Annotated in this window: 26 protein-coding genes and 1 pseudogene; all 27 read right to left on the bottom strand. The window is 29.5% G+C overall.

Annotation, left to right across the window (positions count from 1 at the left end; genetic code table 11):
- Positions 1–2: 2 nt before the first annotated feature.
- The 27 genes and pseudogenes from recJ to OC526_RS03550 all read right to left on the bottom strand — a co-directional run bounded on the left by recJ (position 3) and on the right by OC526_RS03550 (position 22,238).
- On the bottom strand, positions 3–1,733 hold the full coding sequence (gene recJ, locus OC526_RS03680) for a single-stranded-DNA-specific exonuclease RecJ (RefSeq protein ID WP_262122238.1): 1,731 nt from the start codon (positions 1,731–1,733) through the stop codon (positions 3–5).
- 77 nt (positions 1,734–1,810) lie between these two features.
- Entirely contained in the window at positions 1,811–2,068 is a 258-nt protein-coding gene (locus OC526_RS03675) for a preprotein translocase subunit YajC (protein ID WP_262122237.1), read from the bottom strand.
- Positions 2,069–3,187, bottom strand: a complete 1,119-nt coding sequence (gene tgt, locus OC526_RS03670) for a tRNA guanosine(34) transglycosylase Tgt (protein ID WP_262122236.1) — start codon at positions 3,185–3,187, stop codon at positions 2,069–2,071.
- Positions 3,188–3,196: 9 nt separating this feature from the next.
- The gene (gene queA / locus OC526_RS03665) at positions 3,197–4,219 is read right to left on the bottom strand and encodes a tRNA preQ1(34) S-adenosylmethionine ribosyltransferase-isomerase QueA (protein WP_262122235.1); all 1,023 of its coding nucleotides are present in this window, start codon (positions 4,217–4,219) and stop codon (positions 3,197–3,199) included.
- Entirely contained in the window at positions 4,220–5,227 is a 1,008-nt protein-coding gene (gene ruvB / locus OC526_RS03660) for a Holliday junction branch migration DNA helicase RuvB (RefSeq protein WP_262122234.1), read from the bottom strand.
- Between the two features lie 9 nt (positions 5,228–5,236).
- The gene (gene ruvA / locus OC526_RS03655; RefSeq protein ID WP_262122233.1) at positions 5,237–5,824 is read right to left on the bottom strand and encodes a Holliday junction branch migration protein RuvA; all 588 of its coding nucleotides are present in this window, start codon (positions 5,822–5,824) and stop codon (positions 5,237–5,239) included.
- A complete protein-coding gene (gene ruvC / locus OC526_RS03650) occupies positions 5,824–6,318 on the bottom strand; it encodes a crossover junction endodeoxyribonuclease RuvC (RefSeq protein ID WP_262122232.1) in 495 nt (164 codons plus the stop codon). The genes ruvA and ruvC overlap by 1 nt, the downstream gene beginning before the upstream one ends.
- Before the next feature lie 32 nt (positions 6,319–6,350).
- A complete protein-coding gene (locus OC526_RS03645) occupies positions 6,351–7,064 on the bottom strand; it encodes a hypothetical protein (protein WP_262122231.1) in 714 nt (237 codons plus the stop codon).
- 182 nt (positions 7,065–7,246) lie between these two features.
- Positions 7,247–7,984 (bottom strand): HAD family hydrolase, encoded by a 738-nt coding sequence (locus OC526_RS03640; RefSeq protein ID WP_262122230.1) that lies wholly within the window; start codon positions 7,982–7,984, stop codon positions 7,247–7,249.
- A gap of 14 nt (positions 7,985–7,998) precedes the next feature.
- The gene (locus OC526_RS03635; RefSeq protein ID WP_262122229.1) at positions 7,999–8,550 is read right to left on the bottom strand and encodes a hypothetical protein; all 552 of its coding nucleotides are present in this window, start codon (positions 8,548–8,550) and stop codon (positions 7,999–8,001) included.
- Positions 8,550–9,032, bottom strand: a complete 483-nt coding sequence (locus OC526_RS03630) for a YfcE family phosphodiesterase (RefSeq protein ID WP_262122228.1) — start codon at positions 9,030–9,032, stop codon at positions 8,550–8,552. The genes OC526_RS03635 and OC526_RS03630 overlap by 1 nt, the downstream gene beginning before the upstream one ends.
- On the bottom strand, positions 9,032–9,613 hold the full coding sequence (rdgB, locus tag OC526_RS03625; RefSeq protein ID WP_262122227.1) for an RdgB/HAM1 family non-canonical purine NTP pyrophosphatase: 582 nt from the start codon (positions 9,611–9,613) through the stop codon (positions 9,032–9,034). The genes OC526_RS03630 and rdgB overlap by 1 nt, the downstream gene beginning before the upstream one ends.
- Positions 9,614–9,662: 49 nt before the next feature.
- Positions 9,663–11,144: a hypothetical protein gene (locus OC526_RS03620; RefSeq protein WP_262122226.1), complete on the bottom strand. Its 1,482-nt coding sequence runs from the start codon at positions 11,142–11,144 to the stop codon at positions 9,663–9,665.
- Positions 11,128–12,576, bottom strand: coding sequence for a sensor histidine kinase (locus OC526_RS03615; protein WP_262122225.1), 1,449 nt, complete (start codon positions 12,574–12,576; stop codon positions 11,128–11,130). Before OC526_RS03615 ends, OC526_RS03620 begins: the two co-directional genes overlap by 17 nt.
- Positions 12,567–13,265, bottom strand: coding sequence for a response regulator (locus OC526_RS03610; protein WP_262122224.1), 699 nt, complete (start codon positions 13,263–13,265; stop codon positions 12,567–12,569). The genes OC526_RS03615 and OC526_RS03610 overlap by 10 nt, the downstream gene beginning before the upstream one ends.
- A complete protein-coding gene (locus tag OC526_RS03605) occupies positions 13,255–14,157 on the bottom strand; it encodes an ROK family protein (protein WP_262122223.1) in 903 nt (300 codons plus the stop codon). Before OC526_RS03605 ends, OC526_RS03610 begins: the two co-directional genes overlap by 11 nt.
- Positions 14,158–14,165: 8 nt before the next feature.
- On the bottom strand, positions 14,166–15,122 hold the full coding sequence (locus tag OC526_RS03600; RefSeq protein WP_262122222.1) for an RluA family pseudouridine synthase: 957 nt from the start codon (positions 15,120–15,122) through the stop codon (positions 14,166–14,168).
- A 1-nt stretch (position 15,123) separates the two neighbouring features.
- Complete coding sequence (locus tag OC526_RS03595; protein ID WP_262122221.1) at positions 15,124–15,669, bottom strand: DUF6648 family protein; 546 nt, start codon at positions 15,667–15,669, stop codon at positions 15,124–15,126.
- 42 nt (positions 15,670–15,711) lie between these two features.
- Positions 15,712–16,131 carry a hypothetical protein gene (locus OC526_RS03590; RefSeq protein ID WP_262122220.1) on the bottom strand — a complete coding sequence of 140 codons (420 nt, stop codon included), beginning with the start codon at positions 16,129–16,131 and terminating at the stop codon, positions 15,712–15,714.
- On the bottom strand, positions 16,128–17,078 hold the full coding sequence (locus tag OC526_RS03585; RefSeq protein ID WP_262122219.1) for a TIGR01212 family radical SAM protein: 951 nt from the start codon (positions 17,076–17,078) through the stop codon (positions 16,128–16,130). The genes OC526_RS03590 and OC526_RS03585 overlap by 4 nt, the downstream gene beginning before the upstream one ends.
- On the bottom strand, positions 17,071–17,493 hold the full coding sequence (locus OC526_RS03580) for a DUF1292 domain-containing protein (protein WP_316043766.1): 423 nt from the start codon (positions 17,491–17,493) through the stop codon (positions 17,071–17,073). Before OC526_RS03580 ends, OC526_RS03585 begins: the two co-directional genes overlap by 8 nt.
- Positions 17,494–17,507: 14 nt before the next feature.
- Positions 17,508–18,878 (bottom strand): hypothetical protein, encoded by a 1,371-nt coding sequence (locus OC526_RS03575; RefSeq protein ID WP_262122218.1) that lies wholly within the window; start codon positions 18,876–18,878, stop codon positions 17,508–17,510.
- Between the two features lie 9 nt (positions 18,879–18,887).
- Positions 18,888–19,628: a peptidylprolyl isomerase gene (locus tag OC526_RS03570; RefSeq protein WP_262122217.1), complete on the bottom strand. Its 741-nt coding sequence runs from the start codon at positions 19,626–19,628 to the stop codon at positions 18,888–18,890.
- Positions 19,628–20,197, bottom strand: a complete 570-nt coding sequence (locus OC526_RS03565; RefSeq protein ID WP_262122216.1) for an RNA-binding protein — start codon at positions 20,195–20,197, stop codon at positions 19,628–19,630. Before OC526_RS03565 ends, OC526_RS03570 begins: the two co-directional genes overlap by 1 nt.
- Positions 20,198–20,287: 90 nt before the next feature.
- Positions 20,288–20,422, bottom strand: a pseudogene (locus OC526_RS03560) (S1-like domain-containing RNA-binding protein); the annotation flags it as partial.
- A 25-nt stretch (positions 20,423–20,447) separates the two neighbouring features.
- Positions 20,448–21,284, bottom strand: a complete 837-nt coding sequence (locus OC526_RS03555) for a YitT family protein (protein ID WP_262122215.1) — start codon at positions 21,282–21,284, stop codon at positions 20,448–20,450.
- Positions 21,285–21,362: 78 nt separating this feature from the next.
- Positions 21,363–22,238: a kanamycin kinase gene (locus OC526_RS03550; RefSeq protein WP_262122214.1), complete on the bottom strand. Its 876-nt coding sequence runs from the start codon at positions 22,236–22,238 to the stop codon at positions 21,363–21,365.
- Between the last annotated feature and the right edge of the window lie 2 nt (positions 22,239–22,240).

The raw sequence follows: 22,240 nt of genomic DNA, 5'->3' as shown, positions 1-22,240 counted from the left end.
CCTCATCTAATATCAATAAGCTTTAACTGAAGATTTCTATTGCCTCTAAACTCATTTATATCTGGGTAATAGACTACATCAATTTTTTTTCCTTCTATTTGACCATTAAATTTGTCTCGCAAATATTCATAATCATCTACTGCATTAAATTTAATAGCATTTACATATACGCCATTCTTGTGGAGGGAGACTTTCATAGTTTTCTTATCTTTGCCTATCATTGCGATTTGAGTTATATCTACGCTCTTATCAGCAAAAATAGGTTTTTCAAAGTCTTTGCCAAATGGCTGAAGTTTTTCTAAGCTCTCTGCAAATTCTAATGAAAGTTTAGAAATATCAATTGCCTTATCAATGTTTATTATTTTTTGTTTTTGTGTATCAGTCAATGATGAATTATCATTTAAAAATTTTCTTAAATCATTAATTCTATCTATATTTATAGAAAGTCCACAAGCCATTGGATGACCACCAAATGATTCCAAATTTTCCTTAAAATTTAAAACTTCTTGGTAGATATTATAAGTTTCAATAGATCTTCCAGATCCCTTTGCAAGACCTTCAGTATTAGAATTTGTAAGAATGATAGTTGGTCTATAATATTTTTCTTTTATACGTCCTGCAACAATCCCACATATTGATTCGTTTATAGATGGTTCATAGACTACTATCACATCATCTTCAAAATATTTATTTTCTTCTATGGTTGCGAGGCACTTATCTAGCCCTTCTTGAGTTAGATTTTTTCTTTCGTTATTAAGTTCGACTAATTCTTTAGCAAGCTCATAGATCCTATCAATATCTTCTTCCATCAATAATTCTATAGCCATTTTTGCAGATGATAGTCTACCTGTTGCATTCATAGTTGGACCCAATATAAAACCTAAGGTGTAGACATCAATTTCTTTAGACCAAGAACTTTCTTCAAGAACCGCTTTAATTCCAAGCTTCTCAGTATAATTTAATCTTTTAAGTCCTTCTATTACGAATATTCTATTTTCATCAGTAAGAGAAACTATATCACAAACAGTTCCCATGGCTACATATTCTAAAAGTCCGTAAAGATAATCAAAATCTCCGTCAAGTTTTTGAAATAGAGCAGTCATTAATTTAAAACAAACCGCAGCTCCACATAAATCTTTGAACGGATAATCCTGGTCTATTCTTTTAGGATTGATAACAGCATCTGCTTCTGGTAAAAGCTGGCTGGCCCATTCACCATTATTTGAAGTTTCTATCTCATGGTGGTCGGTGACAATTACATTTAATCCAGCCTTTTTTAATTCTTTTACTTGATCAAATCCAGTGATACCATTATCACATGTTATGATTAAGCTAACATTGTCTGCTATAGCTTTTTCCACCATGCCAGATGATATTCCATACCCTTCTTTTACTCTTTGCGGGATGTCATAGCTAATGTTGTCATAATAAAAAAGTAGACCGTCAAGGAGAGTCATTACAGAAGCTATACCATCTTGGTCATAGTCACCAAAAATTCTAATTTCTCCCCCTACTTTCATAGTTTCAATAATTACACTTACAGCTTTGTCCATATCTCTTAGCAAAAATGGATCATGTAATTTATCCAAACTTGGATTTAAAAACATTTCTAACGTTTGTTCACCCACTATGTCCCTATTTGCTAAAATTAAAGCTTCAAGTTTGGTAATATTATTATGTTTTAAGTTATTTATATAATTTTCTTTTTTGTTATATATAAACCAATTGCTCATTGCTTCACCATCCCTAATAGGAAAATTATACCATTTTTTAACTTTTTATAAAATAAAAGAGGCATTTCTGCCCCTTTTTAAATGATATTTTCAACTTCAGATTTTTTTATCTTAATTTTACTTATACTATCAAATGTACCAGACAAAATTGTCACTACTTCTCCATCTATATCAGTAACTTCACCAATTATTCCTGTATAAGTAACAATTTTTGAACCTATTTCTAGATTATCATATACATATTCTCTATTTTTCTTTCGCTTTATATCATCTTTTATAGATGTCTCATAAAATCCAAATAATAGGATAATTAATATTATATATTCAAGTCTCATTTAATAGCCATATTTTTGATAAAATTCTTCTTTGTATTCTAAGAACCTATCTTCCATAATTGATTGCCTTATATTTTCACACATTTTTAAAAGGAAATATAAGTTATGGTAGGTTAATAGCCTTGCACCTAGAATTTCATTTGCATTTATCAGATGTCTAATATAGGCCCTAGAATAATTTTTACAAGTATAACAATCACATTCGTGATCTAGAGGGGTAAAATCCTCTTTATAAGTTGCATTTCTTACTACAAGTCTTCCTTGTGATGTAAGGGCTGTTCCATTTCTAGCAATTCTTGTTGGTAGCACACAGTCTGCCATATCAATTCCTGCTTCAAATGACTCAAATAAATAATCTGGAGTTCCAACCCCCATATTATATCTAGGTTTGTCATAAGGAAGTAGTGGAGTAGTAAAGTTTAAAATATCAATCATTTCCTCTTTAGTCTCTCCTACAGATAGACCACCAATAGAAAAACCATCAAAATCCATAGCAGTGGTCTCTAGGGCAGATTTTTCTCTTAAATCCTTATATAAACCACCTTGGACAATACCAAATAGAGATTGGTCTGGATGTGAGTGTTCCTTATGATAATCAAGTCCTCTTTTTGCCCAGCGAATAGTACGTTCCATGGATTGCTTTACATAATCATAATCAGCTGGCGCTTCTACACACTCATCAAAACTCATCATAATATCAGAATGTATATCATTTTGAATAGAAATAGCCTTTTCAGGAGTAAATAGGTGTTTTGAACCATCAATATGAGATCTAAATTCTACACCATTTTCATTTATTTTTCTATTTTCTGCTAAAGAAAATACTTGGAATCCTCCACTATCTGTAAGTATTGGCCTATCCCAATTCATAAATTTATGAAGACCACCAGCTTTTTTCATAATATCCATGCCAGGTTTTAGATATAAGTGGTAGGTATTTCCCAAAATTATTTTGGCATCCATCTCTTTTAATTCTTCGACTGTCATGGTTTTTACAGTTCCAAGAGTACCTACTGGCATAAAAATAGGTGTTGGTATGTCCCCATGGGCAGTGTGGATTACACCCACTCTTGCGTTTGAGTTTTTATCTTTTTTTATAACTTCAAATGTTAATCCCAAAATGTCTCCTTAATGAATAAACATGGCATCGCCAAAGCTAAAAAACCTATATTTTTCCTTAACGGCATAGTTATAAGTATCTAAAATCATATCTTGTGATGTAAATGCTGCTACAAGCATAACTAAAGTTGACTTTGGTAAGTGGAAATTAGTAATAAGAGCATCAACAACCTTATATTCAAATCCCGGATAGATAAATATATCAGTCCAGCCAGAATCTTTTGTAATTTCACCTTTGTTTTTATAAACTGTTTCTAAAGTTCTAATTGTTGTAGTCCCTGTGGCAATCACTCTTTTGCCATTTGAATGAGCTTCATTAATTATATCTGCAGTTTCTTGGCTAATACTATAAAATTCACTATGCATCTTGTGGTCGTTTACATCATCAACACTTACAGGTCTAAAAGTACCCAATCCTACATTTAATGTAAGATAGGCTAATTTAATTCCTTTTTTTTCTATTTGTTTTAGAAGTTCTTTAGTAAAATGTAGGCCTGCAGTTGGTGCTGCTACTGAACCTGGATTCTTTGAATAAACAGTTTGGTATTCTTCTGGCTCATCTAGGTCTTCTTTTATATAAGGTGGGAGCGGCATATTTCCAAGTTTATCTAAAATTTCATTAAAAATCCCTTCATAGAAAAACTCAATTATCCTGTTACCATCTTCTTTTATATCCCTAACTTCTGCTGATAATTCTTCAGAAAAAATAATTTTAGTCCCTATTTTCATTTTTTTGCCAGGACGCACTAAACATTCCCAAGTTTTTCCTTCTATATTATGGAGTAAAAATACTTCTATAGACTCTTCCTTATCTACTCTGTGACCAAACAGTCTAGCGGGTATAACCCTAGTATCATTCATTACTAAAACATCACCAGGATTTAAATAGTCGATAATATCATAAAAAAATTTATCTTCTTTTTCCCCAGTTTGTTTATCGAGTACTAAAAGTCTTGCATGGTCTCTTTTTTCAGCTGGATGTTGGGCTATTAGTTCTTCTGGTAAATAATAATCAAAATCGTCTGTTTTCATTTAATCCTCATATACTAATCCATAGTGGTCATAGGCATTTCGTGTCAAAACACGACCTCTAGGAGTTCTTGATAAAAAACCTATTTGCAACAAATATGGTTCGTAAACATCTTCTATAGTAACATTTTCAATACCTGTAGAAGCTGCTATAGTATCTATTCCTACAGGGCCTCCATTAAAGTTATCATACATGGTCATTACAATTTTTTTATCCATTGTATCTAGACCCATGTCATCTATTTCAAGTAAATTTAAACCTTCTTTACTTGTTTGCCAGTCTATCTTGCTTTCTTTTCTAACAATAGCATAGTCGCGAACTCTTTTTAAAAGTCTATTTGCAATTCTTGGTGTACCTCTAGATCTTTTTGCAATCTCATAGGCACCCTCATCATCTATTTCAATATCTAGGATACCTGCAGAACGTTTAATAATAGTTGTTAAGTCATCTGCATCATATAAGCTTAATGAAAGTAATACTCCAAACCTATCTCTTAAGGGTGCTGATAATTGACCAGCCCTTGTTGTTGCACCTACCAAAGTGAATTTTTCTAAGTCAATCCTAATTGATTGGGCATTTGGTCCTTTTCCTACTATTATATCCAAAACAAAATCTTCCATAGCAGAGTACAAAATTTCTTCAACAGATCTGTTTATTCTGTGGATTTCATCTATGAATAAAACATCGCCATGTTGAAGATTTGTAAGAATACTTGCAAGATCTGAAGGACGCTCTATGGCCGGACCACTTGTCACTCTTAAATTTACACCAAGTTCATTAGCAATAATTGATGAAAGTGTAGTCTTACCAAGCCCAGGTGGTCCTTGGAGCAAAACGTGGTCTAATGGTTCTTTTCTTGATAGAGAAGATTTTATAAAAATATCTAGTTTTTCTTTTACCTTATCCTGTCCAATATAATCTTTTAGCCATTTAGGTCTTATTGAATTTTCGTTAGTTAAATCCTCTTTTAATTCGTTAGACCCAACTATTCTTTCATTTTCATCATACATGATTTGCCCCTAAATAAGTCTTTTTAAGCTTTCTTTTATCAATTCTTCAAGTGATAGGTCCATATCTTTTAATTCTAACAATACATTAGAAATATCATTTTGAGCATAACCTAAATTTATTAGCGCTTCTTTTGCTACATCTAAATCTTCGTTTGCAGGAAGATTAACAGATTTATCTGATTTTTTAGCTAATGGCATAAGTTTTACCTTATCCATTAATTCTAAAATAATCCTACTGGCAGTTTTTTTGCCAACACCCTTTGCTCTTGTAAGTGCATCTATATCATTGTTTGCAATAGCAAGCTTAATATCTTCTACTCCTAGGGAAGATAATATTGTTATGGCATTTTTTGGGCCTATTGAAGAAACAGATGTTAAAAGTAAAAACATTTCTAATTCTTCTTTTGAGTAAAAACCATATAGGCTCATATCATCTTCCCTTACTTGAAGAGATGTATATATTTTATATTCATTATTTAATTCAATTAGCGCAAGAGTTGATAAAGAAGTTTTGATTTGATAACCCATATTATTATTTTCTATTATAAAATCTTCTTCATTTATCGTCCTTACATCACCGATAATATATGAAATCATTAATTCATCCTAAAGTTTTCTTTAAATCTCTGACTTAAAGCATGACAAAGAGCAACAGAAAGTGCATCTGCTGCATCATCTGGCTTTGGTATTTGCTTTAAATTCAAAAGAGTAGTTACAGTTTTTTGCATTTGGCTTTTTGTAGCCCTACCATACCCAGTTATAGCTTGCTTTATTTGCAGTGGTGTGTATTCGTAAATTGGTAGTTTATTTTGTTGGGCACATAAAACTTGGATACCCCTAGCATGACCAACTGTTATGGCTGTTTTTACATTTTGATTGAAAAATAATTCCTCAATTGCAAATTCATCTGGCTGAAATTCTTTTATGATTTCATCCAGATTGTCATACAAAATTTCTAATCTTTCTGGGGTTTTTGTCTTGCTAGATGTTGTAATTACACCGTTTTCTATTACTTTAACCTTATTTCCATCAAAATCAACCACGCCATAACCCATGATTGCAATTCCTGGATCTATTCCTAATATTCTCATAATTTTAAAAATAAAAAGAGCTTAAATAAGCTCTATTGATATCTTTCTAATACTTCTCTTAACAATCCTCTATAATAATATTCCGCATAAATATCTACAATTGATTTATATAAATAAGATTGGGATTTTTCATAAATTTTCTTTGTTTGACTTATGGTTATATCTTCTGTATAAATGCTACTAGTATCAAATCTAAGTTGTTTGTGTGTAGTATGATCTAGGGTGTATATTTTAGATTTTATTTTCAAATCACAGTATATGCCCATATTTTCCTTTAATTTTGATACTAAGTTTTTATCATTATAAATATTTGATTTGTATTTATCTCCCAAATCAAGAATTTTTGCATCAGATTTGTTTAATGTTGGATATATATTATCCATCAAAAAACTAACGCCCAAATCATTTATCAAATCACATTCCAAATCATCAATCATTTTTTTGTCTTTAAAGGCCCTATACTGAGCCTTTACACATATCCAAAATTCATATCTATTAAGATCGTCTTTTATTAAATTTTCTAATGTTGAAATTATTTGGTCAATATCGCTTAGATTCCAAAAATATTTTTTAAGATTTTTCATCACATAATCTTTTACATAGTAATCATTTTTGGAGAACTTTACAAAGTTTTTATCATATAATAAAGACATAAGTGTGTTAAATGAGTATATATCTTCATTTATTAAAAAATTGTATTCAAGTTTTTCAATTATAGGATATTGTTCATTTACTTCTGCCTTCATTCCTTATACCTCGTGTAACTATTCTAACATATATGACAATAAATTTATTTAGATATATTTATCCACAGAATAAAAAAAACTAAATTATTCGTAAAAATATACAGTAAGTGTTTATTAATGTATATTAAACTTACAATTTAGCTTATAAGATTTTTAAAATAAAATTTTATTCATCAAAATTTTTAAAACTTTTTAAAACTTGCCTTCATATCACTCAGTTTAAAACTATAATTCACATCTTTTCTTTCTATATCAATAACTGTTTTTTCACGTAGTTCATTATCGGTGTAAAGCTTATTGATTAATTCAAAAGAAGGGTTTATAGCGTGAGGATTTCCTACCATTTGAAACATGGTTAAGTCACCATTTGTGTCCCCATAAGCATATGAAGCATCTAAATCTAGATTATACTTCTTTGAAAGTTCCATCACAGCACCTAGTTTACTTCTATTATCCCACATAGGAGTCACTTTTCCTGTAAAGGTACTGTTTTGATCAAATTCATATAGGGTTGAAATACTTTCGTCTGCCCCATAAATTTCTCCAAAATGCTCTACTAAAAACATGGGAGATCCTGATATAAAAAATATTTTATATCCATTTTCTTTATGAAACTTCACTGCATTTTTTGTTATTCTATAAACCTTATTTTTGTTCTGTTCTATAACAATATCTGAATACTTATCAATAGTTGCCCTATCAATTCCTGCAAGAGTTTGCTGATATACAAGGGAAGCCTTATCTAGATAATCTTCGTATGCACCAAGTCTATTTTGATATTTGTCAAATAAAGGTCCAATTTCTTCTGTCCATGCTTTTTTGTCGATAATGCCATCAGCAGTTAAAAGTAAAAAATGTTCTATCAGTAAGCTATTTCTAAAAAGTGTACCATCTATATCAAAAAATGCTGCTTTATCCATACGTACTCCTTGACTTAGTCTTCAGATTCAAATGTAATTATATCTTTGTCTTTTAATTTATTTTTCCTATTAGCTTTTACTTTTCCATCTGGATTGGCTTTTATCTTTTTTGTATTAAACTTACTAAGCTCATCCTTTGAATTGTTATTAGTCTTAGTTTTTTTAGCCACTCTCGCTTTTTCTATATTATTAGACTTTTTCTTTCTAATATTTCTTGGTTTTTGAGCTACATATACTTCATTTTTCTCCATGCTTGCGCTAGTTTTTCTTATAGAATTAGTTAAATCAATTATAAAGCATGTAAATAATCCAACTAAGGCACTAGTTCCTAAAAATACTGCTATCCAAGTTATGTCTAAACCTCTTGGTGATGTAAATATTTTTAAAGAATAAATTAATAAAGCCAATGCTCCAATACCTAATATCAAAGATGGTAAAAATTTTGGAAATTTCTTTTTTGTTAAAAAATGAATAAGGACGGTTATTATAATATTCATCACAACAACTATAGGTAAGATATTTAATTTTGATGAATACTGAGTGATAAGATTAATCAAACCTGTCATTAGAACTCCTTATTTGTCTTTACTCTTGTTACTTCAAAAGAGCTTTTGTTTATATCTAAGATGAAAAACCCAGGATTATCATCTCTTGGCATACTTACTGACCCTGGATTAAGTATAGTAACTCCATCTTTTAAAGTAGTTATGCATTCGTGGGTATGGCCATGGATTGCTATATCACAATCTAGTTCTTTTGCTTTTTCTATGATTTTGTCTTCTCCATAATAAACATCATATCTATGACCATGTGTGAGAAAAATTCTTAAGTCATAAACTTCAATCACCTTATCAAAAGCTTCATTTGAAGAGTAATCATTATTTCCTGTAACAACTTCATAATTTATACCCGTTTCATAGCCAATACTTTCAACATCACCAACTCCATCTCCTGCATGTATTAACAAATCGATGTCATCGTGGCTTAAAATGTAATCGCTTATTTGGCTATAAATCCCATGAGTGTCACTTGTTACTAATACTTTCATTATTGTTTCTTTCTTAAATATTCTTTAAATTGGCTAAAGGCCTTTGACCTATGAGAAATTTTGTTTATTTCTTCTTTAGTCATCTCTCCAAGAGTAATATCAAAATTATCCGGCATGAAGATTTGATCATAGCCAAAATCATAATCTCCACTTTCTTGACTTGTAATGGTACCCGGAAGTTTACCAAAAAAGTAGTGGTCATCCCCGTTTTCATCTATAAAGCAAAGACAAGTTTCAAAATATGCTCTACGATCGATTTTTTCTTCTAATTCACTTAATAATTTATCTCGATTTTCTTTATAAGTGGGATTTTGATTTGCATATCTGTGGGAATATACCCCTGGTCTACCGTCTAATGATTTTACAAATAATCCAGTATCATCTGCTATTGTTGCTTTATTTATCAAATCAAAAAGTGCTTTTGCTTTTTTATAGGCATTTTCTTTTAAGGTTTTGCCATTTTCTTCAACCTCGTAGTTTTCTATTCCAAAATCCACTGGGGTCTTTAAATCTACTTCATCTAAGATGAGTTTTACTTGATTAACTTTATCGATATTACCGCTTGCGAATACTATTTCCATAATTTCTCCTAGAAATATGATAACATTTTAAAAAAACACTTTCAATAAATTAATTTCCACCAATTATTGTATTTGAGTTAACAAAGGTCTGCTCTAGACTTTTAGCATTGGTTCCGATTTGTTGGTCAAAGGAAATAAAGCTAGTAGGATTTGGTGTTGGTATTGAGAAAAATGGATTCTTTTCAATATTTCCATCATTTATCCTATGAAATAAAATTTCATCAGCTGTTTGTATAATTAAATATTTTGTATTAGGAATCAGCTTATAATCTTTTTCTTGTGGATTTATATTTCTAACTTGATCTCGGCTAACGAATAAATCTGAAGATGTATTTTCTTCGATATAGTTTCTTACAGGAATTTGACTAGAAGCTGTTTTTTGACTTTCCTCAGTATAAATTGAAGTTTGGATACTCCATTCTCCATTATCTCTTACCAAGCCAAAATTCGTATTTTCTATTATTAAATCGTTGGGATCTATTTTTGAGTCCTTATTTGTTGCTTCATTTATAACCATGTTCTTAAACTGATCGTAGGCATCCTGCTCACCAGTAAATTCTTCTATAGATACTAATTTATTATCCTCAAGCTCGTTAGTTCCTAAAACTCCATACTGTGTAATGGTATTGTCAAATAAGGGTGTTGTATATGAAAAAGAAATAAAATTCATATCAACATAATTTAATCTTATATCCATATCAAAGTCTTTAAAGCTGTAACGATTAATATTATCTTGCTCGTCCATTTCATTTTCTAGTCTAGCAGGAAAAGCTTCAATTTTATCAAATAATTCAGTTACACTACTTTTAGGTGACCTAACTTTCCAATATTCGTTTTGTCCGCGTAAAAAAATATCATAAGCTTTTTTATAATGTACTTTTCCATTTGGGTTTATGTTTACATAATAAGTGTAATAGTCGTAATCCTGTTTTCCATCAGATAAATCTATTCGTTCCCTTACCCCTAATAGCAAACTTGTATCTTCAACTGCATTTTGATCGGATTTTAAATTAACACGTTCCTTATTAGCAAGTGTTGTATATTTGTCTATTATCTCTGGGTCAACAGTTTTTGAAAATCTAGATAGGTATACAATTTTATCATCAGCAATAAAAAATATTTCATCTTCACTTCTTTGTATAAAATCTCTTGCAAAAAATTGCCCTTCAGATGCATTGACTACTATTGCTGATTCTTCTTTTTCTATTTTTTCAAAATCATAACCTCTATTAGCTAAATAATCATATAAATTTACATATTTTGAAGTAAATGTGGGAGGAAAAGCATATTCATCATTCATGGCCACTAGATTTTTATCTATATATAGTTTTTCACCAATTTGTATATCTGAAATTGGATTATTATTTGTTATATCCTCAATTTTACTTACTTGCCAAGTCCCCTCTAAAATAGGACTAGAAGTTTCTGGTGCTTTTATTAAATCACTTAATTCTTCAGGATTTGAATTGGTACAAGATGTAAGAAAAATTGCTATTATTAACCCTAATATAAATTTAATTCTCTTTGTCATCTTCTAACCTCGGTATTTCTACTATGACAGATGTTCCTGACCCATACTTACTTTTTATTGTTAGTTTTCCATCATGAGCCTTTATGATCTCTTCACAAATTGAAAGTCCCAAACCTGTCTGAGACTTTGATGAGCTACCCTTGTAAAATTTACTTGAAACAAAGGCAATTTCATCTTCTTTTATGCCTTCACCATTATCCTTAATAGTTACCGAAACATTATCATCGATCTGATCTATTAGGATCTCTATCTTCCCACCATCATCTGTAAATTTTATAGCGTTGTCAATTATATTGATAAACACTTCTTTCATACGGTTTTTATCAGCATAAACCATTACGGATTTGTAAATACTTGTTATGGTAAATTCTATATTTTCATTTGTAGCACGTGGTGTAAGTTGAGTGTGGACCTGTTTTACAAGCTCTACAATATCGAGCCTATCTTTATTGTATTTAAAATTACTTGATTGTAGTCTTGAAAAATCTAGTAAATCCTCTACCATCATTGATAATCTATCGCCTTCACTTTCAATAATTGATAGTCCTTGATTGAGCATATCATGATTTTCTTGTATATCTTTTGATTGAAGGGTTATAGCCCATCCTTTTATTGAAGTTAAAGGTGTTCTAAGCTCGTGTGAAACAGAAGATATAAACTCATTTTTCATATCCTCTCTTTTTACAATATTATCGCTCATAAAGTTTAAAGTAGAAGCTAATTCAGATAATTCATCATTACCTTCTACTTTGGCTCTTTGTTTAAAATCGCCTGCTGCCAGCTTTTCAGATACTCCAATCAAATCTAAAATTGGTGCAATAACACGTTTGGAAGCTAATAAGGCTACTAAAAATGTTATAATAATAACGGAAATTCCAAATATTATGTAAAAAATCATATCATTTTTTATTCTCTGATTGACTTTACTCATAGATGAAGTTAATCTGAGAATTCCCGATTGATTCTCATTAGAGCTTAGTGGATATGAAAGTGATAATACTTCTTCATTTGTTTGATTATTTATACTTTTAAATGTGCCTTGCTGACCTTCTTTTGCATTATTAACATCTAAAGTAGAAAGCTCAACACCTACTAAATTGCTAGCTTGAGAATCGAAAAGAACAGTTCCAGAATTATCCAATATTTGAACCTGGGTTTCATTATTTCTGTAAAAAGCATTTTTATCCCCGATTATTATATCTGATAAATCATATCTATTCATATAGTTGTTAAATTGCAATTGGTTTATTCTGGCTTGATTAAGCATTGATCCAATTAGGGCTGACTCATAGTAGTTTCTTATACTATTGTAAGCAAAAATCTCAAAACCTATAACAACAGTAATTACAAAAAGCATTATAATTCTAATAATAGTTTGCCTGTAGGAATTATTTGATTTTAATATGCTGGTATTTTTTGATTCTACTTCCATCTATAGCCTGTGCCCCACACGGTTTCAATAAATTGAGGTTTTGCTGGATCCTCTTCAATTTTTGATCTTATTCTTCTGATGTTTACATCAACAATTTTGGTATCATTGCTATAATTTTCTCCCCAAGTTTGCTCCATTATTTCATCTCGAGTCATTGCCTTTCCTTTATTTTGTATAAAGTTTTTAAGTATTGCAAACTCAGTTGGAGTAACATCTATCTCTGTCTGATTTTTATAAAATGATTTTGAGTACAAATCTAAGGTAAATGGACCATCGGAAAGTGTATTTGTATTTTTATTTTCTGGTTCTGCCGAGCTAAGGTTTACCCTTCTCATAAGAGACCTAACTCTTAAAATCAATTCTTGGGGGTTAAATGGTTTAATTATATAGTCATCTGCCCCTCTTTCAAGCCCTAAAATTTTATCTATGTCTTGTGATTTTGCAGAAACCATTATAATTCCAGTTCTGGGAGATTTTTCTCTGATAGCTTGGCAAACTTCATATCCACTTATGCCAGGAAGCATAACATCTAATATAGCTACTGCTGGGTTTTCTTCTTCAAAAACTCTTATTGCTTCTTCCCCACTAGCAGCCTCAACTGTCTGGTAGCCTTGATATTCAAGGTTTATTTTCATAAACTGTCTTATAGAATCTTCATCATCTAGAATCAAAACCTTATTATTTTCCATTTCTTATCCTTTCAAAAGCAATTTTTCCAGCACCTATAACACCTGCATCATTTAAAAATCTTGCTGGTATAATGTTTATACTTTCAGTTTTATTGCAAACTTGATTAAACTTTTCTATCATACCATTCCACCAAATGTCTTTAGAATGGATTACTCCACCACCAATTACAATAGCTTCTGGATCAAAAATATTTCTTAAACTTGTCAAAAAATATGCCAAATCTTTTTGATATTGATTTAAAACTTTTTCTGCTGCTAGATCTTTATGACATAATTTTAATATTTCTTCTCCTGAAAGAACTTCTCCAGTAAGTTTTTCATAGTGTTTGCTTATAGAACTACCTGCACAATAGGCTTCAACACATCCATGTTGACCGCAAGTACAATAATCCCCATCTGGATGTAAGATTATATGGCCAAGCTCTGCTCCTTGAAAATGAGAACCAGAAAGTAGACCTGATTTTTCATTATAAACTGCCCCACCTACACCTGTTCCTAGTGTAATCATTACAATATCTTTATAATTTTTAGCAGATCCAATCCACTTTTCAGCAAGTAAAGCAATATTTGCATCATTTTCTACAAATACAGGGACATCTACAAATTCTTCTACAGCTTTCTTTAAGTTAAGACCAGTCCAACCTTCTATATTTCCAGCAAAGGTAACTATTCCATTTTCCGCATCAATAAATCCTGGTGTACCTATGCCTATTGCTAAAGCATCTTTGTAATCCAGTTTTTCTATTGCTTTTCTAATATTTTGTAAGACTATATCTCTTCCCTTGCTCGCCTCAGTAACTACATTACTTCTTTGAAGGACTTCTCCATTTTCTTCTATCAAACAAGCATTTATCTTAGTCCCACCTAAATCTATACCAATAACTTTTTTCATAATCCCACCTATAAACTAAATATTCTTTCTTTTAATTTTAGTATATCATTTGTTTTCTTAGACTCAAAAGATTTATTTTTTAAATATTCTAAATTTTCTATCTCATTAAAAACAATCTTATATGCTAATAAAATTTGGTTATTGATTTTAAATTTTTGATTTAAAAACTTATTAGTATTCTTATCTCCGTATTTTCTATCTCCAATAATAGGAGTCTTATTTTGAGCTAGTGAAAATCTAATTTGATGAGTTTTTCCCGTAACTAACTGGCATTCTAAAAGTGTGTATTCTCCATTGCTTTCAATAGGTCTAAAATGTGTTATTATTCTAGATCCATCTTTAGAGCTTTTTATTTTATTCTTATTTTCATTTTTCGAAATATTTGTAACTACTGTGAAGTTTTTGGTTATTTCGCCCTTTACTAATGTTAGATAATATTTCTCTATATTATTTTCTCTAATAGCTTCATTTAAAGCTCTAAGTGAATCTGCATTTTTTGCACCAATCACAATACCAGCGGTATTTCTATCAAGTCTATTTACAACAGCAGGGTTAAAAGTTTTATCACTTTTGTCAACTTGTTGAGTTTTATAAAGATATGAGAGCATAAAGTCAACCAGATTATTTCCATAATCATTTTTATTTGTTGAATGGGTTAAAACCCCACTATCCTTATCCATTAAAATAATATTTTCATCTTCAAAAACTATATCAAAATTAAAATCAATTGGTTTAAAATCAGTTTTTGTAATCCATTTCTCATAATTTTCATCAGAAATATACATTTTTATTTTATCATTTTCATAGACAAAAGTGTCAGCCTTGGCTCTTTTATCATTTATCTTAAAATTCTTTTTTCTAATATTTTTTTGTATAACAGATAAGGGAGCATTTTCAAAATATTTTCTTAAAAATCTATCAAATCTTTGATTAGCATCATTTTTTGATATTGTAATTTCAATCATACTAATAGGTTTTATTTACATAAGAATCAATAAGTGATTGCCTTTCTTCATCTACAAAAACTTCATGTTCTTTTAGCTTTTCTAAAATTAATTTACTTTTAGAATGTAATATGGCTTGGTCCATGTTTTTCACATATATTTCAAATATTTCACCCTTTAATCTATTTGATTTTAAAATTATGTAGTAGCTTTCCATATTTTCATATCTTAAAATCTCAATCAATCTTAAGGTAGCCATATCCTTTAAGTGATAATAATTTTCTCTTTGATTTATATGTTTGATATAAATTTTCTTTTTTCTAACATTATGAATCACTTTTTGGGCATCTAGGTTAGATTTCTTTGCTAAAAGATTGTAATAATGATAATTATACAAGGCCTCATTTACTGTATTTATTGTAGTAAATGGTTTTAAATTAAGTTTTTCTAGAAAAGATAGATTTTTTGACAAAAAAGTTTCTTTATCAACTTTTGATTCTTCTAATAAATCTATGGATTCCTTTCTGAATGTTTCAAATTGTTTAAGTTTTTCTATTTCTTTAATCATAATTAAAAAACCGTCTCATAGAGACGGCCAAATATTTAGTTATTATTTAACTTCAATAATGTTAGCTTTGGTTGATTCAGGGATATCATCTTTTGACCAATCTAAACCAAGATAGATATCAGCTTTAGCATATTCAGAAAGCTCATTTAACTCATTAGTTAATTTTTCTAAATCTTCAGTTTCTAAATCAAGTATGTCATATATACCATCAACATAAACTTTTCCGATATCATAATCACGAGCAAGGATACCTGCAATAAATCCTTTTAAAGAGCAAATGCAGCAGATTCCGTAAGATTTCGCATTGATTACCCTAACTTGGTGATCTAAGATTCTTGTTTTATCGTCATCTGTATTAATAAATACGATGTTATTTAGATTTTTTTCTCTTTCTTTATTAGCCTCTTCAATTAGATATTGAGTTTTACCTGTTCCTGATTGTCCTAGTACATAATAAATCATGATTTATCCCCCTTTATTTTATCAAAAATAATTCTTTTGGATCTATCACCTTGGATATATCCTTTATTATTCATAGTTTCAATTATTTCATCTCTTATAAGCCACCATGAAGTATCCCGATTACAAAAAACTGTATCTTCTTTTGGAGCCCTACCTACAAGTCTTTGAATAGCTATATCTGGTTTTATTAATCTTAAAAAATCGATTACATTATCTTCATATTCGTCTTTACTTGGCATTTCAAATTCATTGTTTCGATACATTTCATATAGTTTTGTATCTTTAGTTATAAACAAAGAATGAATCTTAACTTCTTTTACATTAAGTGCATTTATAATTCTAGCTGTTTGTCTAACATCTCTAGTATCATCCCATGGTAGGGATAATATAACGTGAGTGCAAATTCTAAAATTAAATTTATTTAATAGATTGCAAGCGTATATAAAATCAGCTAAATCCTCTCCCCTATTTAATATTTCTAGGGTTTTATAATTTGCTGTTTGAAGTCCAAGTTCAAATATGATGTCTTTTCCAGTTTCTTTTGACCATTGGTCTAAAAAAATTAATTTATCTTCTGTTACAGAATCAGACCTAGTTGATATAGAAACCGCAACAATATAATCTTTATCACAAGCTTTAATTATTTCCTTAAATTCTTCTAAGGACATGTAAGTATTTGTGAAATTTTGAAAATATGCAATAAACATATTTGCCTTATACCTACTACCTATATAATCTTTATTTTCTTCAAGTTGTTCATCTACTGTCATATAAGAAGGTAGATTTTCAAAACTCCCACCACTTTCTCCACAAAATATGCAACCTCCATAACAAGCTGCTCCATCCCTGTTAGGGCAAGTTAGAGAAAGTTTTATAGGTAACTTATAAATTTTTTCTCCGTAGGTATCTTTGTAATATTCACTAATGGAATAGTATGGATTACTCATCTATAGAATCAGAATCCTCAAGGATATCTTCTTCGTCAATTCCATATTCAAAGTCATCCTCATCTTCAAATCCATCAAAGTGTTCGATGTCAGAATTGTACTCTTCTACAAGGTTATCAAGTGCTTCATCATCCCAATAATGAGTAAATAAGTGGAACACTTCTTCTAATTCTTCCTCATCTTCAACTACTTTCAAATCTATCTCATCATTTTCAAATGAGTCTTCATAATAGAAAATATAAATTTCATTAGTTTCACTAGAAATTAGAGCTACATAATCTATTTGATCAACTGTAAAAATATCTATTAAATAACATTCATCAGTTCTTTCGCCTAGATCTATTTCTATTACAGCCTTGCCGTTGTTTTTTAAAAATTCTAGCTCATGTCCATGAAGTTCAATTTTTTCTGTCATATTAGCTCCTTATTTTAAATGTACGATAACACATCATCTATAAGATTTGTCACATTAATTATCTCTGATAAATCAGTAAAAAACATGTTATCTTCTCTTTGTTTATATTCTACCCCTATTGACACAATCTTAACATCTAGGTTAGAAAAAATCATACTAGAATCTAAAGAATATTGAGTTTTAACTATTTCCAAGTCTTCACCCACCAATTCACGATAAACTTTAGAAAAAGCTTCTGTTAATAAATCATCCGAATTTTTCCACCTTGGTAGGCTCAATCCAATTTTAATTTTGCTTTCACTAATACTTGCAGCAGTTTGCATCTTCTCTAGCATTTCATTCATGCTTTCATCAGATAATGATCTGCATACAATTATAAAGTTAATATAATCCTCAAAAGTTCTAGCGGTTGATAAATTTATAGAGCTTATTAGTTGATTATTATTTGAATTTACTGAATAAGCACCAGTCGGTATTAACTCTACAAAAGATGATAGATGACTAAATGACTTATCTGAAATTAAACTATTAGCATCTGATTCAATTTCTTTAAGTTCTATATCCATTTCTGGTTCATATTTCAAATTTTTTTCAATATATTGATTTTTGAACAATTCAAATGTATTAATTAATTCATTTTCAAAATTAGAATTTATAATAAAATCAATACTTGCAAAATTTGGTATATAGTCATATCTATCCCCACCTTGTAATTTTACAATATCTAGGTCTACCTTTGATTTAATTTTTCTAATCAAACCCAAACAAGCTTTTATGGAGTTAAGTCTTACTTTATCTAAATCTTCTCCTGTATGGCCACCAATTAGATTAGATAAAGACAATCTAAAAGTTTTATAGGAATTATTTATCTCGTTTCTTATAATCGGTAATTTTATATTTAATAAATTAAGTGCACTAAATTCATCAGCAATACATTTTGCCTGACGAAGATTTAAGTTGATTACCTTATCACTTCTAATAACATCTTTAAGACTACTATAATTTTTTATGTCATTTTGTATATAGTTATTTGTAATTAGAACATCAAAATCATTGGTTGATAAATCAAGTAAGTTTGCTAATACAAATATAGCATTAAACAAGTAAATATTTTTCCCTGCTATAATTCTTTCTTTATCTGTTTGTTCAAATTCTAAATTTCTGTACAAAAATCTAGCGTCTGCATTTAGATGTAAAATAGCTTTTGGAGATACGCCTTTTTTGATGTAGTAAGAATCATTTAATTCTACTATCTCGTATTGATGTGATCTAGCTTTTTCTAATATAAATTTATTTACAACATCTGCAGCTGTTTCTACATCATCATAGGCCATAGTATGGTCGATATTTAATTTTAGATTATTGGTTAAATTTTCATAATCCATAAAGTTTGCCTAATAATACTTTTTAACCTCAGCCTCTTTTGAAAGTTCATTTACTAAATCTAGATATTTTTCTTGTCTTTTTAACATTTCATAGGTTGATTGTACTTGCTCTTTTGATTGCTCAAATGAACTTTGTGTTTCACTTTTATCATCTAATTTAATTAAATGATAACCAAAATCTGTCTTAACTGGTTTTGAAATTTCACCAATTTCAATCGAATCAAGGCCTTCTTGGAATTCTTTTACCATTACACCTTTTGGAAATGATCCTAGTGCCCCACCATTCATTGCTGATGGATCTTTAGAGTATTTTTCGGCAGCTTTTGCAAAGTCTAGTCCATTTTTTATTTCATCATAAATTTTATTTGCTTTATTTTCATCATCTACTAAAATATGACTTGCAGTATAGGTAACTGGCGAAAATAAGGTATCTTTGTTTTCATTATAATAATTTTCTAATTCTTCATCACTAATACTTACAGATTCAAAGACCTTATGCATAGCATAATTTTTTAGCATATTATCCTTAACAATTTCAAGTTCATCGATGAATTCTTTGTCTTGGTCATAATTTTTCTCTTTTGCATCTTTAAGTATTAATTCTTGATTTACTAATTCATCAGCAAGAACATTTATTCCTTGCTCATTATTAAATCTATCTTTATCTGGCATTCCTTGCATAAGTTCATATACATCGCTAAGATAGATTTCTTTTCCGTTTACTTCCGCTAATAGTTTATTTTCAGTCATTATATCCTCTTTATCAATTCAATTTTGTTATCAAATATTTTAATATCGTTGTTCTTATAAAGTCTTCCAATTGCTCTTTTGAAACTAGCCTTACTCATTCCAAAAGTTTTATTTATTTTATCTGGGCTAGATTTATCAGATAGATAGACAATCCCATCATTATCGTAAAGATAGTCTAGAATTTTATCACTATCATTATCTATTTCTAAATGTGCCCTTTGTCTAAGGGAAAGCTCAATTTTGCCATCAGATTTTATTTCTTTAACTCTGGCATTAACTAGCTCTCCTTCTACAAATACCCCTTTTAATTCATCAATCCTTAATAAGGAATCATATTTATCATCAATAGCAATAAATGCACCTATGGATTTATTAATTGAATAAATCCTACCGCTAACTTCATCATTTTCTTCAAAATTATGGTCAGTAGTTAGCAAATCCCTTATCTTAGAAGTAAGAAATACTTCTCCATTACTATCAACTTTAAAGGCTACTGGATAAATCATATCTACTATTATCCTATAGGTTCTTTCTGAAAAAGGCATAAAAATATGATTTTTATTTGGCATTTCAAAATAGACACCTTTTTTGTCAATTTTTACTGCTCTTAAATCGTAGACCCTTTCAAATTCATAAGGGAATTCTTTTGTAGCTTTTAGTACATTATTTAAATCTTGATATAGATAAACTTTAACATTATCCCCTTGATTAAGATCCTTAACTTCTTTTTTATCTATTATGGCGTCCCCAAACTTTGTAGCAAGATATGCCTTGTTTTTATTAAATCTTTTAATTCTATACTCTTTAATAATCTAACTCCTAACGTAACTCTTTTATAGAGAAGCCTTCCCCGAAAACTTCTGAGATTGTATATGAGAAGATGAATGCCTTATCATCCATTTTTAATATTTCTTCCCTAATAACTGGAAATCTACGCACACTTGTAATAGTTAGAACTAATTTTTTCTCTCTACCTGTATAACCACCTTCAGCATGAAGCAATGTAACTCCTCTTTTGTATTTATTTACCAATAAGTCGTTTATTTCAGCATACTTATCACTAATAATAAATACTGCAATTTTTCTACCCAAACCTTGGCTGACATAATCAAGGCACATAGATTGGATAATTATGGCTAATACTGCATACAATGATGGTTCAAATCCTAATATAAACATAGCCATAATTATAATAGTAAAGTCTGTAAGAAATAAACAAATATGGATGGGGATCTCAGAATATTTATTTATAATAGTTGCGATAACATCTGTCCCTCCAGAAGATCCTCCATTATAAAAAATGAGTCCTAATCCCACAGCAACTATTAAAGGTCCAAATATTACATTTAAGATTAAGTCTTTAGTTAGGATAATATCAGGCAAAAATCTTTCTAATAATATAATTGTAAAAGATACTGTGGCTGCTGATAGTATCGATCTTTTTGCAAAATCTTTACTAATAAAAATAGAACCTAACAAAAGTATGACTATATTTAAAACTAAGTTTATAGGACCAATAGGTAGTCCTAAAAGTCGAGATAGTACAAGTGATATTCCTGAAATACCTCCAGCTGCTATATTATTTTGAAGTAAAAAAAAGTATAGACCAACAGCAACAAGTACTGATCCGGTAACTATATAAGCATTTTTTCTCATATTAGGCCCTCCGTAATTTTCTATTAAAAGTCTATCACAAAAAATATATTTGTACAATTGCAGAAAATAAAAAGAAGGCTATTCACCTTCTTTTATCCACTTCGGAACATCTGTATTAAAATTATCATACATTTTTAGTAAATTCTGTAAATCATCCTTAGTATAAATACTAGGTTTTTCTTGCCTATGAGCGACAATATTATCTAAAATATTATATGCTTCATATAATGCCAAGAGTCTAAAAAACTTTATGGGTGCCTTTTGATGTTGAAAATATCCCTCAAAGCAACCTAGGGCAAAGTCTTTAGATTCTAATGCCATATTATTTATTTTTACAAAGTCATATACACCATCACCAATCTTTGTGAAATTTATTCCAGAAATAATTATATTTTCATTTTTATCAACAAAAATATGATTAAAATCAAGATTATTAAAAATATATGATTGGCGGATGCTTTTAGTTAAATGACGATTATGATTAATGTAATCAATTAATATATAGTCATCATCACCTATATTTTCATGTATTCCATGCATATAGAAAAGATAATTTACTTTAGTATTAAAAAAATCAAACCATACTACTTTTTCCTCTGGAACAATTGTGTGAATTTCTTTAAGTAAGTTCCCAAATCTTAATCCTAGTTTATAATTTTCTTTTTCATTGTGGTTTTTTAAATATTCTTCTAAATTAGTTAGATTATCAGATTTACTTATTTCAAAATAGTGATTTTTATCAAAAGAACCGGTCTTGATAGCAGATTGATTATGAATAGATAATTTTTTAAGCTTATCCAAGCTATTTTCATGAAAAATATGAAGTATAAAATCATCATCATCCGTGACGATTTTATACATTTCATCATTTAAAAAAATTATATCCTTGATATTTAAATTATTGTTTTTAAAATAATTTATTTCTTGAATTTGATTTTTTATATTAGCAGGCATTT

This window comes from Anaerococcus sp. Marseille-Q5996 (genome assembly GCF_946893725.1).
Taxonomy (GTDB): domain Bacteria; phylum Bacillota; class Clostridia; order Tissierellales; family Peptoniphilaceae; genus Anaerococcus; species Anaerococcus martiniensis.
Note: the sequence above shows the minus strand (reverse complement) of the source record. Positions and strands in the feature narration are given on the sequence as shown.

What these genes read in the sequence shown, in the direction of transcription:
- OC526_RS03615 (WP_262122225.1), bottom strand. Translation starts at nt 12,576, where the DNA reads ATGGAAGTAGAATCAAAAAATACCAGCATATTAAAATCAAATAATTCC.
- OC526_RS03570 (WP_262122217.1), bottom strand. Translation starts at nt 19,628, where the DNA reads ATGACTGAAAATAAACTATTAGCGGAAGTAAACGGAAAAGAAATCTAT.
- OC526_RS03645 (WP_262122231.1), bottom strand. Translation starts at nt 7,064, where the DNA reads ATGAAGGCAGAAGTAAATGAACAATATCCTATAATTGAAAAACTTGAA.
- OC526_RS03585 (WP_262122219.1), bottom strand. Translation starts at nt 17,078, where the DNA reads ATGAGTAATCCATACTATTCCATTAGTGAATATTACAAAGATACCTAC.
- OC526_RS03600 (WP_262122222.1), bottom strand. Translation starts at nt 15,122, where the DNA reads ATGATTGAAATTACAATATCAAAAAATGATGCTAATCAAAGATTTGAT.
- recJ (WP_262122238.1), bottom strand. Translation starts at nt 1,733, where the DNA reads ATGAGCAATTGGTTTATATATAACAAAAAAGAAAATTATATAAATAAC.
- OC526_RS03675 (WP_262122237.1), bottom strand. Translation starts at nt 2,068, where the DNA reads ATGAGACTTGAATATATAATATTAATTATCCTATTATTTGGATTTTAT.
- queA (WP_262122235.1), bottom strand. Translation starts at nt 4,219, where the DNA reads ATGAAAACAGACGATTTTGATTATTATTTACCAGAAGAACTAATAGCC.
- OC526_RS03605 (WP_262122223.1), bottom strand. Translation starts at nt 14,157, where the DNA reads ATGAAAAAAGTTATTGGTATAGATTTAGGTGGGACTAAGATAAATGCT.
- ruvA (WP_262122233.1), bottom strand. Translation starts at nt 5,824, where the DNA reads ATGATTTCATATATTATCGGTGATGTAAGGACGATAAATGAAGAAGAT.
- OC526_RS03580 (WP_316043766.1), bottom strand. Translation starts at nt 17,493, where the DNA reads ATGACAGAAAAAATTGAACTTCATGGACATGAGCTAGAATTTTTAAAA.
- ruvC (WP_262122232.1), bottom strand. Translation starts at nt 6,318, where the DNA reads ATGAGAATATTAGGAATAGATCCAGGAATTGCAATCATGGGTTATGGC.
- OC526_RS03590 (WP_262122220.1), bottom strand. Translation starts at nt 16,131, where the DNA reads ATGATTTATTATGTACTAGGACAATCAGGAACAGGTAAAACTCAATAT.
- rdgB (WP_262122227.1), bottom strand. Translation starts at nt 9,613, where the DNA reads ATGGAAATAGTATTCGCAAGCGGTAATATCGATAAAGTTAATCAAGTA.
- OC526_RS03640 (WP_262122230.1), bottom strand. Translation starts at nt 7,984, where the DNA reads ATGGATAAAGCAGCATTTTTTGATATAGATGGTACACTTTTTAGAAAT.
- OC526_RS03550 (WP_262122214.1), bottom strand. Translation starts at nt 22,238, where the DNA reads ATGCCTGCTAATATAAAAAATCAAATTCAAGAAATAAATTATTTTAAA.
- OC526_RS03555 (WP_262122215.1), bottom strand. Translation starts at nt 21,284, where the DNA reads ATGAGAAAAAATGCTTATATAGTTACCGGATCAGTACTTGTTGCTGTT.
- OC526_RS03565 (WP_262122216.1), bottom strand. Translation starts at nt 20,197, where the DNA reads ATGCCAAATAAAAATCATATTTTTATGCCTTTTTCAGAAAGAACCTAT.
- OC526_RS03575 (WP_262122218.1), bottom strand. Translation starts at nt 18,878, where the DNA reads ATGGATTATGAAAATTTAACCAATAATCTAAAATTAAATATCGACCAT.
- ruvB (WP_262122234.1), bottom strand. Translation starts at nt 5,227, where the DNA reads ATGTATGATGAAAATGAAAGAATAGTTGGGTCTAACGAATTAAAAGAG.
- OC526_RS03635 (WP_262122229.1), bottom strand. Translation starts at nt 8,550, where the DNA reads ATGACAGGTTTGATTAATCTTATCACTCAGTATTCATCAAAATTAAAT.
- OC526_RS03630 (WP_262122228.1), bottom strand. Translation starts at nt 9,032, where the DNA reads ATGAAAGTATTAGTAACAAGTGACACTCATGGGATTTATAGCCAAATA.
- OC526_RS03620 (WP_262122226.1), bottom strand. Translation starts at nt 11,144, where the DNA reads ATGACAAAGAGAATTAAATTTATATTAGGGTTAATAATAGCAATTTTT.
- OC526_RS03595 (WP_262122221.1), bottom strand. Translation starts at nt 15,669, where the DNA reads ATGATTAAAGAAATAGAAAAACTTAAACAATTTGAAACATTCAGAAAG.
- OC526_RS03610 (WP_262122224.1), bottom strand. Translation starts at nt 13,265, where the DNA reads ATGGAAAATAATAAGGTTTTGATTCTAGATGATGAAGATTCTATAAGA.